General features: G+C 41.0%; 20 protein-coding genes and 1 riboswitch. Of the genes, 6 read left to right on the top strand and 14 right to left on the bottom strand.

Annotated features, from left to right (window positions below; all coding sequences use genetic code 11):
• Positions 1–2: 2 nt before the first annotated feature.
• The 4 genes from MHB41_RS01290 to MHB41_RS01275 all read right to left on the bottom strand — a co-directional run bounded on the left by MHB41_RS01290 (position 3) and on the right by MHB41_RS01275 (position 1,701).
• The gene (locus MHB41_RS01290) at positions 3–419 is read right to left on the bottom strand and encodes a DUF5301 domain-containing protein (protein WP_034283111.1); all 417 of its coding nucleotides are present in this window, start codon (positions 417–419) and stop codon (positions 3–5) included.
• Positions 420–448: 29 nt separating this feature from the next.
• Positions 449–910 carry a DUF523 domain-containing protein gene (locus MHB41_RS01285; RefSeq protein ID WP_081123919.1) on the bottom strand — a complete coding sequence of 154 codons (462 nt, stop codon included), beginning with the start codon at positions 908–910 and terminating at the stop codon, positions 449–451.
• Positions 907–1,137: a hypothetical protein gene (locus tag MHB41_RS01280; protein ID WP_101676994.1), complete on the bottom strand. Its 231-nt coding sequence runs from the start codon at positions 1,135–1,137 to the stop codon at positions 907–909. The genes MHB41_RS01285 and MHB41_RS01280 overlap by 4 nt, the downstream gene beginning before the upstream one ends.
• Positions 1,138–1,242: 105 nt before the next feature.
• A complete protein-coding gene (locus MHB41_RS01275) occupies positions 1,243–1,701 on the bottom strand; it encodes a MarR family transcriptional regulator (protein WP_034283105.1) in 459 nt (152 codons plus the stop codon).
• Positions 1,702–1,902: 201 nt separating this feature from the next.
• On the opposite strand from MHB41_RS01275, the gene MHB41_RS01270 reads away from it, so the two are divergent.
• Positions 1,903–2,670, top strand: a complete 768-nt coding sequence (locus MHB41_RS01270) for a GNAT family N-acetyltransferase (RefSeq protein WP_101676993.1) — start codon at positions 1,903–1,905, stop codon at positions 2,668–2,670.
• A 59-nt stretch (positions 2,671–2,729) separates the two neighbouring features.
• On the opposite strand, the gene MHB41_RS01265 is transcribed toward MHB41_RS01270, so the two are convergent.
• Positions 2,730–3,902 (bottom strand): MFS transporter, encoded by a 1,173-nt coding sequence (locus tag MHB41_RS01265; protein WP_065215402.1) that lies wholly within the window; start codon positions 3,900–3,902, stop codon positions 2,730–2,732.
• A 76-nt stretch (positions 3,903–3,978) separates the two neighbouring features.
• A riboswitch (purine riboswitch) is annotated at positions 3,979–4,078 on the bottom strand.
• A 387-nt stretch (positions 4,079–4,465) separates the two neighbouring features.
• Here MHB41_RS01265 and proS point away from each other — a divergent pair.
• The gene (gene proS / locus MHB41_RS01260) at positions 4,466–5,899 is read left to right on the top strand and encodes a proline--tRNA ligase (RefSeq protein WP_046313653.1); all 1,434 of its coding nucleotides are present in this window, start codon (positions 4,466–4,468) and stop codon (positions 5,897–5,899) included.
• A gap of 143 nt (positions 5,900–6,042) precedes the next feature.
• Positions 6,043–6,219 carry a hypothetical protein gene (locus tag MHB41_RS01255; protein ID WP_164512187.1) on the top strand — a complete coding sequence of 59 codons (177 nt, stop codon included), beginning with the start codon at positions 6,043–6,045 and terminating at the stop codon, positions 6,217–6,219.
• Positions 6,220–6,254: 35 nt separating this feature from the next.
• Here MHB41_RS01255 and MHB41_RS01250 read toward each other — a convergent pair whose 3' ends face one another.
• The 7 genes from MHB41_RS01250 to MHB41_RS01220 form a co-directional block, all read right to left on the bottom strand.
• On the bottom strand, positions 6,255–7,031 hold the full coding sequence (locus MHB41_RS01250) for a sulfite exporter TauE/SafE family protein (RefSeq protein ID WP_041106144.1): 777 nt from the start codon (positions 7,029–7,031) through the stop codon (positions 6,255–6,257).
• A gap of 58 nt (positions 7,032–7,089) precedes the next feature.
• A complete protein-coding gene (locus MHB41_RS01245; RefSeq protein ID WP_340899477.1) occupies positions 7,090–7,320 on the bottom strand; it encodes a sulfurtransferase TusA family protein in 231 nt (76 codons plus the stop codon).
• A gap of 33 nt (positions 7,321–7,353) precedes the next feature.
• Positions 7,354–8,481, bottom strand: a complete 1,128-nt coding sequence (locus tag MHB41_RS01240) for an MBL fold metallo-hydrolase (protein ID WP_340899478.1) — start codon at positions 8,479–8,481, stop codon at positions 7,354–7,356.
• A gap of 14 nt (positions 8,482–8,495) precedes the next feature.
• On the bottom strand, positions 8,496–9,056 hold the full coding sequence (locus MHB41_RS01235; RefSeq protein WP_061110451.1) for a sulfurtransferase TusA family protein: 561 nt from the start codon (positions 9,054–9,056) through the stop codon (positions 8,496–8,498).
• A 47-nt stretch (positions 9,057–9,103) separates the two neighbouring features.
• Positions 9,104–9,457 carry a rhodanese-like domain-containing protein gene (locus MHB41_RS01230; protein ID WP_340899480.1) on the bottom strand — a complete coding sequence of 118 codons (354 nt, stop codon included), beginning with the start codon at positions 9,455–9,457 and terminating at the stop codon, positions 9,104–9,106.
• Positions 9,458–9,469: 12 nt separating this feature from the next.
• Positions 9,470–9,952 (bottom strand): DsrE/DsrF/DrsH-like family protein, encoded by a 483-nt coding sequence (locus MHB41_RS01225; protein ID WP_041088802.1) that lies wholly within the window; start codon positions 9,950–9,952, stop codon positions 9,470–9,472.
• Between the two features lie 124 nt (positions 9,953–10,076).
• Positions 10,077–10,337: a metal-sensitive transcriptional regulator gene (locus MHB41_RS01220; RefSeq protein WP_003217059.1), complete on the bottom strand. Its 261-nt coding sequence runs from the start codon at positions 10,335–10,337 to the stop codon at positions 10,077–10,079.
• Between the two features lie 183 nt (positions 10,338–10,520).
• Here MHB41_RS01220 and MHB41_RS01215 point away from each other — a divergent pair, with 183 nt between their 5' ends.
• Positions 10,521–11,027 (top strand): hypothetical protein, encoded by a 507-nt coding sequence (locus MHB41_RS01215; RefSeq protein WP_034283066.1) that lies wholly within the window; start codon positions 10,521–10,523, stop codon positions 11,025–11,027.
• 40 nt (positions 11,028–11,067) lie between these two features.
• The gene (locus MHB41_RS01210; protein ID WP_340899483.1) at positions 11,068–11,676 is read left to right on the top strand and encodes a transglutaminase family protein; all 609 of its coding nucleotides are present in this window, start codon (positions 11,068–11,070) and stop codon (positions 11,674–11,676) included.
• A gap of 141 nt (positions 11,677–11,817) precedes the next feature.
• On the opposite strand, the gene MHB41_RS01205 is transcribed toward MHB41_RS01210, so the two are convergent.
• Positions 11,818–12,654 (bottom strand): helix-turn-helix transcriptional regulator, encoded by an 837-nt coding sequence (locus tag MHB41_RS01205; RefSeq protein WP_034283062.1) that lies wholly within the window; start codon positions 12,652–12,654, stop codon positions 11,818–11,820.
• A gap of 103 nt (positions 12,655–12,757) precedes the next feature.
• Here MHB41_RS01205 and fabF point away from each other — a divergent pair, with 103 nt between their 5' ends.
• Entirely contained in the window at positions 12,758–13,990 is a 1,233-nt protein-coding gene (gene fabF, locus MHB41_RS01200) for a beta-ketoacyl-ACP synthase II (RefSeq protein ID WP_211043957.1), read from the top strand.
• A gap of 334 nt (positions 13,991–14,324) precedes the next feature.
• Here fabF and MHB41_RS01195 read toward each other — a convergent pair whose 3' ends face one another.
• A complete protein-coding gene (locus MHB41_RS01195) occupies positions 14,325–14,702 on the bottom strand; it encodes a multidrug efflux SMR transporter (RefSeq protein WP_034284218.1) in 378 nt (125 codons plus the stop codon).
• Positions 14,703–14,774: the final 72 nt, after the last annotated feature.

Genomic DNA, 14,774 nt, shown 5'->3' with positions numbered 1-14,774 from the left:
AGCTATTTGATATATTTTCCTATATCAACTTGATTGGTGTCAACGATTTGATATTCGCTGGTTTGATCTTTTGTTTTAGAAAAATCATATGTTTCTAAAAATGTTTGATCGTAAAAAGTCAGACCATATGTTTCCTTCTCATTCTCATACACTCTGATCCAATAAGACTCTTTTGAAGTTTTTTTAGTTTCATTCGTTTTCTTTAATTTCATACCCGAAAATTCCTTGAGTAACTTTTGAATATCTGCTTTCTTTTCCACCATAACACGCTCATTATCATGCTCAATTTGAATCGAAGTCACCTTGTTTTGATCAATTGAGGCCACATTATCAAAAGAGTATGTTTTTGCATTGATTAGAAAATAAATACCAATTCCTAATAAAATAATGACGACTAAACCAATCATCCACTTTTTCAACCTAACTCCTCCTTCTATTCACACCACACTTATAAAAACAGTGAAGTCCAATCATCCTCCTCAGAAAATACCTGAATTCCGTGCTGTTTAAGCAAGGCGGATGTCACTCCATCTCCAGCTTTTGTCCCCCCGTTAAAATCTCCGCGATAAATCATCCGGCTGCCGCAGGAAGGGCTGTACTCTTTTAACACAACCGCCGTCGCTTTCAAAGACTGAACCTGTTCCAGCGCGGCCTTCGCGCCTTTTACATACATCTCCGTAACATCATTTCCATGTACATCGATCACGGAGGCGAGGCCCTGTAATACATCATGTCCGTCTCCGCCAATGATTTCTGCGGGAGGCCTTGGCGTGGAAAGGCCGCCAAGCAGCTCAGGACAAACTGTGACTGCCTTTCCCTCCTCAACAAGCTCCTCAATTCGCTGATCTAATCGATGGCTGCCATTATAACGAACCTTCAATCCAGCAAGACAAGCACTGACGACAATCATGTATGTTCCTCATTTTTTTTGCTGACTTTAAAATAAATACATACAGGCAAGAAACATATCGTATTCACCAAAAAGGGCAGAGCACAATACAAAGCAGCAGCCCAAATTGGTTCTCCAGGTCCTGCAATACCAAAAAAATAAACAAATAATATCAAGCTGACAAACAATCCCACAAATGGCATGATGAATACGTATTTTTTATAATTTTCTATCATTTCTTTCTCCAATGAGCTCCCTCCCTTTCTTCATGGCTTCAAATAACATCAATATATGTTAATTTTACCATAAAAAACCGAAACCATCTCCTTTTTACGATGGTTTCGGTTTTTTATCTATATCTTTTCTTTCCAAGCTTTTAAGAAGCGTTCAATTACTTGTAATTCATCCTCATGAAACTGCTGAAGAAATTCTAAATAGGACGTGACTGCTTTTTCATGCAGCTCATCATGAAGCGCTGCCAATTGCTTGCCTTCCTCTGTCAAAGAATAATAGACAGATTTCTTATCACCCTGCCGGTGGCAATAGTCCACCATGCCTTTTTCAATTAGTTTTTTCACAGCCTTTGTAATAGCTGGCTTTGATAGTTTTAGTTGTTGAGATAGAAATGTATTGTTTGATTCGTTTGGATTGGCTTGAATCATCGATAAAATGTGAAGCTGTGTGAGTGTCCATTCTTGTTTGAGTGTATCAGTCGTGGTAATCAGTGGATCTGTTGGATCATTCCGTCTCTTTTCCCTATGCATAATCAGATCTTGAATCGCTTTTAATACAATCTGCTCTTTTGTTTCCATCTGAACCTCCACTCTTAACTGGTTAATAAAATGGTACTAATAATGAAGAAAGGAGTCAAAAGAAATGTGGTTGTTAGTAAAATAATAGGTCATCAGACCTTAAAATTGTATATGTACTTTTATACTAGATTCCCCTCATCCTGTCACATGCTATAATCATGGGGATGTCATTCAATTTATCATAATGAAAAGGTGAGCTAAATGAAACCTGAACAACTAATGGCCATTCGCCAATTAGAAGAAAAGATACATCTGTTTTCCTCTGCTGTAAACGGAATCTTCCTTGCATCGGACGATTTCGTTCTATCCAATACTCAAATATCGACTGACACGTTCAATTTGCTCTTACCGACATCAGCTCAAATCCAAGATCCAAAAAAAGTGAAAGCTGCCATTGAACACATGCGGTCACAGAAACTCATCTTCAGCACATGGGTCGATCACCGCTTACTCCATCCTGATTGGGCTGATTTATTAAAGGACTATCACCTTCAAGAGGTCGAACGCAATACCATCATGATGCTTGAGCATACAGGTGACATTGATCCAGTCACATCCTCATCACTTACAATCAAGGAAGTACTTGATGAGCAGACACTATTTGATTACACACATATCTTTATTGAACTATTCAAAGGATCGACTGAGGCCGCCGCCTTAGAAGACTATTTCCAGCATTTTTCGATTAAAAAATTACACTCAAAAGCTCGCATGTTCGTGGGGTATGAACACCACAAGCCGGTCACAACAGGCTTATTATTCGAGACAAACGACAGCTACGGTATTTATGATGTCATGACGAGGGAAGAACACCGCGGAAAAGGACTTGGCAGTGACATGTTCCATTACCTTCTGACCAAGACAGAGAATAAACAAAAATGTGTCATCTTACAAGCATCAGCAGACGGTAAAAATATTTATCAACGTGCCGGCTTCCAAGCAATCGGCGAAATGGCCGTCTTTGAATAGAAAGGTACTTTTCGTGTGAATTTGAAATGAACATAAAAAAGCTGCCTAAAGATAGGCAGCTATTCAGCATGATGCTGACGATCCATATAAAGCGGCGGTCTCTTCAGCGAAATCACCGCACAGCTAAAGGCAATCAGTACAAACACAGCACCGAATTTAGCCAGATCAACAGATGAACCGGTCATTGTAAACATGACTCCGCCAACCGCTGATCCAATCGAAATGCCGATTTGCAAGGCAGATGTATTTAAGCTCTGCTGAATATCAGACGTGACAGGATCTGTTTGAATCAAATAACTCTGCAAAGCAGGCGTCAGTGCCCAGCTGAGTGCTCCCCAAAGGACAACCATGACCATAAAGAGCGCGAACACCCCCGCTGTATAAGGAAGGATAAACATGACGATCGCAAACGCCATAGTCACAAGCAAAATGGCTTTTCCTGAACCCAGTTTGTCACTGAGCCAGCCGCCAAACCCATTCCCGCCTATAGACGCAAGTCCGAAGATCAAATAACAAATACTAATCCAAAACGGGGGCATATGCAGAACTTCCATCAGAAATGGAGTGAAATAAGAATAAAGCATATAATGGCCTGCAAGCATAAACAAACTGATCAAGTGTGCACTAAAAATTTTCGGATGCCCTAAAGAACGAATCTGTTCTCTAAGAGGCGTCACTTTTTCAACAGGCATTTTTTCCAATAGAAAATAGATCAGCACCATCGATATGGCAGAAAGAATACTGATTCCTAAAAACATCACTCTCCAGCCAAAGCTCTCTGTAATAAAAATACCGATCGGTACACCGAGAACAAGTGAGGAGCTAATACCAATAAAAATCAGCCCTAATGCTTTCGCACGATGCGCTGGTTCCACCAATTTGGCAGTGATCGTCAAAGACAACACCACCACAAGCGCTGTACTCATCGCAATCAACACCCTAGATATCATGACAAGGGCAAAGGTCGAACTAAAATAAGTGAACACATTTCCTATTGTAAACACCAATAACGCGATTAAATAAAGGCGCTTTCGTTCGATTTTGGCTGTCGCAGTCAGCAGCACGGGTGCTGAAATGGCATACACAATCGCAAATACCGTAATGAGCTGTCCGGCTGTTGCAAGAGACACATTCAAATCCTCTGCAAGACTTGGCAGAATGCCACCAACCACAAGCTCAACTAATCCAACCGCAAAAGTAGAAACGGCTAATAAATATACTCTCCAGTTCATGTCTAACATCCCTTCTGTATATCATCGCTTTCACTTTTGATACAGGGTGCAGACAAACAAAAAACCCTGATTACAAAAAAGGAAAGCGCGCTTTTGTAATCAGGATTTATCGGATCCTGGTAGAAACCCTCAAACCATATTATTGAGGTTATACAAGTCTATTTTTTTCTTCACATATATTAGCACAGCCTTACATAACTCGCAAGCTGTAAAAACAGAAAAATACTGCCATTCCATTACCTAAACAAAAGGCGCTGTAAAAGGAATCAGAACAGCTTGCTTTCTCCCCCATTTACAGGTAAACTGATGGAAAATCAACGAACAAGGATCAACGTAGATCTGGAATAGTAGCTTGAATCGATCTTTAACAGAGAGGGAACGGTGCTGAGAAGTTCCTACTGACATCTTCAAGTGAACCTGCCGATTTAGTTCTGTTTCATACAGCGGTTCATACCGTTATCATGATTGAGTGTAAAGCTGTGCTTTAAATTAGGGTGGTACCACCAGGAATGGTCCCTAACTTAAAGTACAGCTTTTTTGTTTTAAAAAAGGAGGAACCTGCAATGTCAAAAAAACAATTTGTTGAAAAAATTACAAGCATGGAAGACGACTTTGCCCAGTGGTATACAGATGTTGTCACAAAAGCGCGGCTCGTCGATTATTCAAGCGTGAGAGGCAGTATGATCATTCAGCCGTACGGCTTTAAAATTTGGGAGAATATTCGCGACGAACTTGACCGCCAGATTAAAGAAACGGGTCATGAGAATGTCTATATGCCCCTCTTTATCCCAGAGAGCCTGCTGCAGCAGGAAAAAGATCATATCGAAGGCTTTGCTCCTGAAGTGGCGTGGGTCACACATGGCGGTGAATCCAAATTACAAGAAAGGCTCTGCGTCAGACCAACCTCTGAAGTGCTGTTCGCTGAGCATTACAAAAACATTATTCATTCCTACCGCGATTTACCAAAGCTATATAACCAATGGGCCAATGTCGTCCGCTGGGAAAAGACAACACGTCCCTTCCTTAGAACCCTTGAATTCCTATGGCAGGAGGGACACACGTGCCATGAGACTGAGCAAGAAGCGATTGAAGAAACAGAAAGAATGCTTCACACTTACGCTTCTCTTTGCGAAGATCTCCTCGCCATTCCTGTCATTAAAGGGAGAAAAACAGAGAAGGAAAAATTCGCTGGCGCTCGCTTCACCTATACGGTTGAAAGCTTGATGCATGACGGAAAAGCGCTTCAAACTGCCACTTCTCATTTCTTCGGGAACGGATTTGCCAAAGCATTTGGCATCGAATTCTTAAACCGTGAAGGAAAACTAGAGCATGTCCAGCAAACCTCTTGGGGTTTCACAACAAGAATTATCGGCGCTATGATCATGGTGCATGGCGATGACAGAGGGCTCGTCCTCCCGCCAAATATTGCACCAACCCAAGTGCGTATCGTGCCAATCGCTTCTCATAAAGAAGGGGTGCTGGATCATGCCTACGAATTGAAGGATCGCCTCGCCCGCATCGCACGTGCTGACATCGATGCAAGCGATAAACAGCCAGGCTGGAAATTCAACGAATGTGAAATGCAGGGTATTCCGCTACGTGTAGAAGTAGGACCAAAGGACATCGAAAAAGGACAAGTGATGCTCGCACGACGAGACACTGGTGAAAAGCAAGCTGTCACATTAGATGCACTTGAACAAACCATCACAGCAACGCTTGAAGACATCCAGCGGACCATGTTCGAAAAGGCGAAGGAACGATTACATGAAAAAACATCACAAGCCCTCACAATCGAAGACATCGAGCAAATTCTTGCGGAAGAAAACCGATTGATTAAAGCCATGTGGTGTGGTGACGAAGCCTGTGAAAACGACATTAAAGAAAGAACAGGTGCGACCTCACGCTGTATTCCATTCGAACAGGAAACCATTTCTGACACATGTGTCTGCTGCGGAAAGCCTGCATCTGATATGGTGTTCTGGGCGAAAGCCTATTAAGAATATGAACGATAAAGAAGCATCTCTCATGATGCTTCTTTTTTGTTAAAAAGACCCAAACACCCATTGACCTCACCTGCATGATCCCCTATAATTCATATTAATATAATCGGTTTTTAAGACTTTAACTGGAGTGGTGATATATGAAACGCTGGCCCTCATTCTTTGCCGAACGCTGCCCTAAATGTAGAACAGCATTAGAAGTCTCAAAGTCCAATGCCCTGCAAGGCAAAGTCGTGAAAACATGTCCCAACCTTCATTATCAAAAAGAGTACCACCCCGCACTAGAAACGTATATCGAGCACGATGACGTCAAATAAAAAAGACCAACATGTTTGCTCTGTTGGTCTTTCTTTTATAAAATATCCAGCCAAATTTTGACCGCTGTCGCTGTAATCATTACAGCAAGGGCCCATTGCAAATAGACGGCATTGATTTTCTGACCGACCTTCGCACCAATCGGAGCTGCCACCAAACTTGCCGCCATCAGCACAACAGCAGGAAGAAGCATGACCTGACCCGTCAATACCTTTCCAGTCGATGCGCCTATCGCAGAAAGAAACGTAATCGCAAGTGACGATGCAATCGTCATCCGTACAGGAATTTTTAAAATAGACAGCATCACAGGCACTAAAATAAATGCGCCGCCTGCACCTAATACCCCGGAAACACTGCCAATCACAAAGGCAATAGCTGATGCCAGCCCTTTATGAAAAGTAACTTCTCCCTCTGCGTCTGCACGCTGTCCTTTTTTCGGAATCAGCATGAGAATAACCGCCACAATGGCGAGTAATCCATAGACGAGGTTCATCCCTTTCTCCGGCATAAAATGTGATACATAACTGCCTAATAAGCTGCCCGCCAATATACTGCTTCCCATATATAAAATCAGCGAGCGATGTAAAAATCCGCTTTTCCGATAAGCGAGTACACCACCCAGCGTCGAAAAAAGCACTTGAATGGCGCCAATCCCTGATACCTCGTGTGCTGATAGTGCCATCACACCAAAAAGAGGCGGGATATAAAGCAGCATGGGATAGTTGATCACAGATCCGCCGATCCCCACCATTCCTGATAAGAAGGAACCAATACATCCGATGATAAAAAGTGTAATCAAAAATGCAAAATCCACGCTGGTCTCCTCCTTTGCAAAAGGAAAAGGGGATCTTCAGCAGATACCCCTACATCCTTTAGGACCCTTTTCTCACCCAGAACTTCAGCACGTGACCTTCTTCTGTCTGCGTGATCAATTCATGTCCGCTTGACTTCGCCCATGCGGCCAAGTCAGCTTTAGCCCCTTTATCTGTTGCATGTATTTCTAAAACTTGACCTTTCGCCAAGTCGTTCATTTTTTTCTTCGTTCGAATAAGCGGCATTGGGCATGCGAGCCCTGTTACGTCTAAAATTTGATCTGATGTCATTTGATTGTTCCTCTTCTCTTATTTTATTGGACATTACCGAATCGCACAACGGTTTGGACCCATTTCCATTTCCCGCTGCTCTTCCACACCTGGGTTCAGCTTCCCCATATTGGCTTGACGAATCTCTTGAAAGGCATGCGGCTGTGCAGGCAGACCTTCCGTCACCATCTTTCTAAACACATGTTGATCTTCAATATGAAGCCCATGATTTTCTTTTAAAAGTGAGCCGAGCTCCTTCCAAACACTGCCGTCTTCATTCATTTCTTCTTTGGTCATGAAGTGCGCAGGCAGAACGATGTATTCCTTTGAAAACGCCATATACCGTTCATAAAGCGTCTCTCTCAAATCATCTACCCAGTCCTCCGCCATTCCAGCAAGATCAGGTCTTCCAATTGAATCAATAAACAAAATATCACCTGAAAGAAGATATTGATTGTCTACGATAAAAGATGTTGAGCCGATCGTATGTCCCGGGGAATAAATGGGTTGAATATCAATAGAAGCTGTTCCAATCGTTATCCGCTGTCCTTCTTCAAGACGTTCATATTCAAAGGTTACCTCTTCTGCATCTTTTGGCGGCAGCCAGTAGGTAGCACCAGTTTGTTCAGCCAGCTTTTTCCCACCAGAAATATGATCTGCATGAAGGTGAGTATCCATCACATGCGTCACAGAGACATCATGCTTTTTCGCAAAATCAATATAGACCTCCGTCATTCGAGCTGCATCCACAACCGCGGCTTCTCCATTGGACATGATCATATAGGACAGACACCCTTTGCCCATCCGTACAAATTGATACAGCTCTCCGCCGCCGCTTAAATCACCTATTTTCACTGGCTCTAGATGCTCACTCCATGCCTTCATGCCGCCCTGTAAATAACGAACAGGCACGCCAGCCTCTGACAGCATCTCCGCCACCAGGATAGAAGAACCTTCCTTGGCACAAACCACCAGCACTTCACGGTCACTAGGAATGTGCTGTAAAAGGCCCTCTACTCCGTCAAGCAGATCAAAATAAGGCACATTCATATCAACGATTGCTTCCCCTTCAATCTTCCAGTCCTGCACATCTGCTTGGTTTCGCACATCTAGCAAAAAGAGCGGCTCTTTGCCCACGATCTTTTTTGTTAACTGCTCTGCAGTCATGGCTTTTACCGTCATGTTTTATTCAGCTCCTATTTTTCAATGGCTCCTGTCCAGCTATTCATGCCTGGCACCACATTGATTAATTGTTGAAATCCTCTCTCTTTTAGCTTTTGCGCAGCTAATTCACTTCTTCTGCCTGAATGACAGATGAGATAAATGTCCGATTCTCTTGTTAACTCCTCTGCACGATCTTCCACCTCACCAAGCGGGATATGAACGGCTCCTGGGATATGCCCCGCTTCGTATTCATCCAGCTCCCTTACATCCAAAATAAACAGAGATTGATCTTCTTTTACCTTCTGTTGAAAGGCATTCAAAGATATTTCCGAAATCATGGGCTCCCCCTCTTCTTCTTGCGCTCCGCCCTTACGAATCAAATGATGAAGCACCTGTCCTTCTACTCTTGTTCCTAAAAACTCATGACCGGCACTTTTTGACCAAGCCGCTAAATCCGCTGCTGATCCTTTATCGGTAGCTTGCACTTCAAGCACATCTCCTGGCAAAAGCTCATTCATTTGTTTTTTTGTTTTCACAATCGGCATCGGGCATGCCAAGCCTTTTGCATCTAAAATGACTGTTGGTTGCTGCATGTGATGTCCTCCTTTATATAGGGGTGGGGGTATATTTTTATGCGTGCTTAATGCCAAGCATTCATACCACCCTTGATGTTTGTAATATGAGTAAATCCTTGCTTCTTCAATATTTTCGCTGCCTGCATACTTCTCATTCCACTTTGACATACGACATAGATCTCTTCATTTTTCTCAAGCTGAGAAGCTCGTTCTTTTAACTGAGGTAAAGGAATGTTTCGAAATCCTTTTATATGGTTTGTTTGAAATTCTACTGGAGATCGTACGTCAATGAGCTGTTGACCTTTGCTTTTCAGCTTTTTTTTCATATCGGCTGCATCTATTTGGTTCACACCTCGTGCCGGCAGGAAACGGCTCATAAGTAAGCCAATCACCAGGATGAACAAAATCGTTTGAATCATTTCATCACCTCACTAAATAAATAAATTCACATTCCCAATTTCAGCCTCTGCTAAATACGCCGCCACACCAGCATATTGAATATCATCTAATAACTCTTTCTCCTGCAGCCCTAAAAGGTCCATCGTCATTGTACATGCCACGAGGTTAATCTCCTGTTCCTTCGCCATATCAATAAGCTGCGGCAAAGTCATGGCATTGTGCTTTTTGATCACGTGCTTAATCATCTTTGGGCCCATTCCAGCAAAATTCATCTTTGAAATGCCCATTCGATCAGCCCCGCGCGGCATCATCTTGCCAAACATTTTTTCTAAAAAACCTTTTTTCATTGGCACCATCTCATCCTTGCGCAAGGCATTCAGCCCCCAAAACGTATGAAAAATCGTCACCTCATGATCATAGGCCGCTGCACCATTGGCAATAATGTAAGCCGCCATCGCTTTATCATAGTCTCCACTAAATAGCACAATCGTCGTGCGTTTTTTCTGTTCTTCCATTCTGCTCCTCCTTTTTCAATTACCCTTGGGGGTATATATAAAATAAAAAATATATACATATACCGGTAAGGGTATATTATAACAAGTAAAAAAATCCGTCAACCTCCAAAGGCTGAAGAATTTCTTACCGGCTTTTCACCAATAGCTCAACCGCTTCTTTCACAAGACCCTCCGTATCCTTCCCTTGTTCAAGACTTTCGCGGACACATTGCTCAAGATTTGTACTCACAATTACACCCATTGCACGATCAATGGCATTGCGTGATGCAGACAGCTGCGTCACCACCTCGCGGCAATCCTTTCCCTGCTCCATCATCGCAAGAACCCCTTTAATCTGCCCCTCAATCCGACGAAGACGGTTCTTCATCTGTTGATTATATTCCATGCACAAGTACCCCTTCCTATTCTTTCTATGAACAGATAGTATACCCTAAGAGGTATTTAGTCAAACGACTTGCCCTACTCTTTTGTAGAGAATGTATGTGAAAAGAATTGCACATTCCACCATTTATTGATAAAAAGAAAATAATCAACGAACGAGAAATCATTGAAGAAAAGAGGACAGCCCATGACTTTACATCATTATATTGGATCAAACAAAGAACTGCCGCTTGGTACCATTGGTCAAAATCCTACCTATAAACCATTCTCTGAACTCAATATCAACATGTTTGATAAAAAACAAAAAAAGCCAAAAACCTATCAAAAAGAAGAACTTTTGATAGAAGTATTTGAAACAGAAGAGGATTTCGAAGGCATTCACATTGATTATCTAGATCCCGTCTATGAAGCGGTAAGAAACAAATTCACGCATCCTTTTGTTTATGAATTAGGCATCATTCATTCTCTTCGTGCACTTTTTAAATTCATTGAAAAAGAGCTGTCAAAAGGAGAAAGCATCGAAATCTATTCTTGTCTAGATGAACTGGAAACGAAAGAAAAGGACGATCAATTGGATGTAGAAATTGACCTAAGCAAAAAACGGTTTGGAAAACATATCGATTTTAAAGAGATCGATGAACTGATTGATATGTTTGAATTAGAAAACTTACAATATGTGTTGGTGAAGAAATAGACCTCCTGCGGTAAAAGTATAGAGAAAAGGGGACATTATAATGAACTTGACATGTGAATCTAAAAATTTTGATGATTATTTATGTGAACTAGCTGAAGTTGATTATTCTCATCCTCTTATTCGAGCAAAATCAAATGAACTTTTCAACCCTTTGCAGACAGAAATAGAAAAAGCAAAAGTAGCCTATGAGTTTGTTCGAGATGAAATTCCCCATACATGGGATATTCAATCCAAACGAGTGACTTGTCATGCATCAGAGGTATTAACATTTAAAGAGGGAATTTGCTACGCAAAGTCCAACCTATTAGCTGCTCTATTGCGCTCACAAGGAATACCCACAGGTTTCTGTTACCAGCGATTAATGTTGTTCGATACGCCAGATAAAGGATATTGTATTCATGCATTAAATGCAGTATTTCTGCAATCACTTAATAAATGGATTCGATTAGACTCTCGCGGCAACAAAACAGGAATTGATGCTCAATTTTCACTTGATCATGAAAGATTAGCTTTTCATACCCAACAAGAATTAGATGAAGTCGACTATCCTTTGATATATGTTAAACCACATCCAAAGACAATGAGCGTTTTAAAAGAACATACAGATGCTATTGAGATGTATAAACATCATTTACCAGAAATGATATAGGCTTGGGGGCAAAAAGACTTTCGACAATGCCAAACGTGAAAATAAACCGGTGCATGTCAGCATCGGTTATGCCCCTTGTCACTGATTTGCATAGGATCTATTTTATATTAAATACACTCAATAACTTCATCCAAACGATATCTACCCTTCAATTAAACGTTTTAACTTAAGCTCCGTATCAGTATCCTCAACCGGAGTATAGACACTGCATCTTAAATCAGTATCCCCATACACTTGTAATGAAGTGAGATTAAACAACATTTTACCTGCCTTAGCATGACGAAATTCAATTAATACTTCAGGTGCATAGCTGATCTCATTTTCATTCCAAATTTTACGAAACTCCGGATATGCCTGCTCCATTTCTTCTATAAATTGCTCATACCAGTCATCCGCCACATACTGTCCATAATACGTTCTAAATATGGCTATATATCCTCTAACAAAATGCTCCCAATTCACCGCTAAACTTTTAAATTCCTTTCTTGCGAATAGTAAGCGTATGATATTCCTTTCAGCCGGATTGATTTGTTCAAAGTCCAAAAATACATTAGCTGCTGCTTGATTCCAGCCAACAATCTGACTTCTTCTATCAGATACAATCGTCGGGCAATAACGAAGCTCCTGCAACATTTTCACTAAAGCCGGACTGATTTCCTGCTCATTCTCAATGATAAAGGATTGTTTCACTCCTTCCTCTAACGCTAAAGCGTACAAATATCTCCTTTCATCGTTATTTAATTGTAATGCTCGAGAAATAGCATCTAATACCGAAGTGGATACTTTTATATCTCTGCCTTGCTCTAACCATGTATACCAAGTAAGACTCACACCGGCTAGTTGAGCCACTTCTTCTCTTCTGAGTCCTGGTGTTCTTCTGCGGGTTCCTACAGGTAAACCAACCATTTGGGGCGTAATTTTCGAACGTTGGTTTTTTAGAAATTCTGATAACGCTTGAAGTCTAGTTTCAGGTTTCATTTAGATCTCCCTTTAAAAGAGTATTAATTATACTAGGATAAACAACAACTTGTAATAGGATAACACAATGGATAAAGTTAATAAAAACAAGGAGGGAATGATCATGAAAAGAGTTGTCATTACTGGAATGGGAATTATTTCTCCACTTGGAAATGATGTAAATAGCTTTTGGAATCAACTAATCAAAGGACAATCGGGAATATCTCTCATTGATTCTTTTGATACAACTGATTATAAAACAAAAATAGCTGGAATCGTTCGTGATTTCGATGCAGATGAAATATTGGGAAGAAAAGAAGCAAAACGTTTAGATCGTTTTAGCCAGTTTGCCTTAGCAGCAGCCGAACAAGCATTAAAAAATTCGCAATTACAGTTAGATCAAGTTGATCTTGAACGTTTAGGCGTATATGTTGGTTCAGGAATCGGGGGAATCCAATCGCTTGTTGATAATGTCAATGTATTAGATAAACGTGGTCCCTCAAGAGTAAGCCCCAGCCTTGTCCCCATGATGATTTCAAATGCAGCTGCGGCCCAAATCAGCATTAAATTAGGGGCACAAGGGCCATCATTGTCACCAGTCACAGCTTGTTCTATTGGGAACACCTCTATTGGCGAAGCTTTCAATGCGATCCGAAATAATGATGCAGATATTATATTTGCCGGAGGAGCAGAAGCTGCCGTCTCACAGATATCTTTGGCTAGTTTTGGAAACGCACATGCACTATCTACTAGAAACCAAGACCCAAGTCGGGCCAGCCGTCCATTCGATACAGATAGAGATGGCTTTGTGATGAGTGAAGGCGCAGGTATCTTAGTATTAGAATCATTAGAAAACGCGATTCTTAGAGATGCGCCGATATTATGTGAAGTAGTGGGGTACGGAGCTAGTTCAGACGCTCATCATATGGTAGCATCCCACCCAGAAGGTAAAGGTGCCTACTTAGCCATGAAAAAGGCGTTGAGAAGTGCAAACATATCAACAGATGATATTGATGTTATTAGTGCACATGCAACAAGTACACAAGTAGGTGATCGTTCAGAAGTTCTAGCTATTAAGAAATTATTTGGTGAACGTTCAGGTGAAATTCCAACAACGGCAAACAAATCAATGACAGGGCATATGTTTGGTGCTGCCGGCGGAGTAGAAGCCATTGCTTTAGTGGAAAGTTTGAGACGAGGAATGATTCCGCCAACTATTAATGTAGAGAATCAAGATCCAGACTGCAACTTAGATGTTGTATTAGAAGCGAGACAGCTTCCTTTGAAATACGGGCTATCCAATTCTTTTGGTTTTGGAGGACATAATTCAGCCATCTTGTTAAAGCATTACGATTGATGTAGCTATCAAGGGTTTATAGCCCTTGATTTTTTTATTTTGGGAATACCTCACAGACGAATTATGAAGGGCCTCAATCTGATATATTAACCCCACAGATTTATAATATTATACTATATTTACATTTATTGTAATATATTAGATCAAAAAGCCATTAACAATTCTTAATGTAAAAAGGTACATTTTGGCTACGCGCAAGCAATTTGATTGCATTTCTTTGCTGCAATAGCAATACTTTCATGTCTTGACATGATAGATGTTGAAATGCAAAAAAAAGAAAAGAGGATAACAAAAGTTATCCTCCGCTTTGATATTTATGTTCATGCTTTTCTAATCACTCAGCTTCATTGTTTGTTGTAGCGCTTGCGTTTTCAACACTATGTGCTTCACCATGACCTGGCCCGAAAAGATTTAATATTACAACTCCTACAAGTATCAAAACAATCCCAGTAACACTGGCAACGTTAATTTTTTCTTTCCAAATCAAAATCGAGATTATTGTAGTAAGAATAATACCTATACCAGACCAAAGTGCATAGGCGGTATTCAAAGGTATGGTCTTCATTGCAAGTGATAAGAAGAGCAGGGAGCCTATAAAAGAAATAATTGTACCAATAGTAGGGTAAAGTTTTGAGAAGCCTTCTGCAGCCTTGAGCATAGAAGAACCAATAAGTTCACCAATAATTGCGAGCAATAAATATAAATATGCCATTATTACTCTCTCCTCCTGTATAAATAATCAACGACTTAAAAAACTGTATTAAACCTTTATAGGTTTACTTCA

Source organism: Bacillus sp. FSL H7-0578 (genome assembly GCF_038630855.1).
Lineage (GTDB): Bacteria > Bacillota > Bacilli > Bacillales > Bacillaceae > Bacillus > Bacillus safensis.
Note: the sequence above shows the minus strand (reverse complement) of the source record. Positions and strands in the feature narration are given on the sequence as shown.

Excerpts from the sequence above, each read along its gene's own strand:
- fabF (WP_211043957.1), top strand. The coding sequence starts at position 12,758 with ATGAAAAGAGTTGTCATTACTGGAATGGGAATTATTTCTCCACTTGGA.
- proS (WP_046313653.1), top strand. The coding sequence starts at position 4,466 with ATGTCAAAAAAACAATTTGTTGAAAAAATTACAAGCATGGAAGACGAC.
- MHB41_RS01210 (WP_340899483.1), top strand. The coding sequence starts at position 11,068 with ATGAACTTGACATGTGAATCTAAAAATTTTGATGATTATTTATGTGAA.
- MHB41_RS01205 (WP_034283062.1), bottom strand. The coding sequence starts at position 12,654 with ATGAAACCTGAAACTAGACTTCAAGCGTTATCAGAATTTCTAAAAAAC.
- MHB41_RS01265 (WP_065215402.1), bottom strand. The coding sequence starts at position 3,902 with ATGAACTGGAGAGTATATTTATTAGCCGTTTCTACTTTTGCGGTTGGA.
- MHB41_RS01255 (WP_164512187.1), top strand. The coding sequence starts at position 6,043 with ATGAAACGCTGGCCCTCATTCTTTGCCGAACGCTGCCCTAAATGTAGA.
- MHB41_RS01215 (WP_034283066.1), top strand. The coding sequence starts at position 10,521 with ATGACTTTACATCATTATATTGGATCAAACAAAGAACTGCCGCTTGGT.
- MHB41_RS01195 (WP_034284218.1), bottom strand. The coding sequence starts at position 14,702 with ATGGCATATTTATATTTATTGCTCGCAATTATTGGTGAACTTATTGGT.
- MHB41_RS01230 (WP_340899480.1), bottom strand. The coding sequence starts at position 9,457 with ATGATTCAAACGATTTTGTTCATCCTGGTGATTGGCTTACTTATGAGC.
- MHB41_RS01225 (WP_041088802.1), bottom strand. The coding sequence starts at position 9,952 with ATGGAAGAACAGAAAAAACGCACGACGATTGTGCTATTTAGTGGAGAC.
- MHB41_RS01235 (WP_061110451.1), bottom strand. The coding sequence starts at position 9,056 with ATGCAGCAACCAACAGTCATTTTAGATGCAAAAGGCTTGGCATGCCCG.
- MHB41_RS01270 (WP_101676993.1), top strand. The coding sequence starts at position 1,903 with ATGAAACCTGAACAACTAATGGCCATTCGCCAATTAGAAGAAAAGATA.
- MHB41_RS01220 (WP_003217059.1), bottom strand. The coding sequence starts at position 10,337 with ATGGAATATAATCAACAGATGAAGAACCGTCTTCGTCGGATTGAGGGG.
- MHB41_RS01275 (WP_034283105.1), bottom strand. The coding sequence starts at position 1,701 with ATGGAAACAAAAGAGCAGATTGTATTAAAAGCGATTCAAGATCTGATT.
- MHB41_RS01285 (WP_081123919.1), bottom strand. The coding sequence starts at position 910 with ATGATTGTCGTCAGTGCTTGTCTTGCTGGATTGAAGGTTCGTTATAAT.
- MHB41_RS01240 (WP_340899478.1), bottom strand. The coding sequence starts at position 8,481 with ATGACGGTAAAAGCCATGACTGCAGAGCAGTTAACAAAAAAGATCGTG.
- MHB41_RS01245 (WP_340899477.1), bottom strand. The coding sequence starts at position 7,320 with ATGACATCAGATCAAATTTTAGACGTAACAGGGCTCGCATGCCCAATG.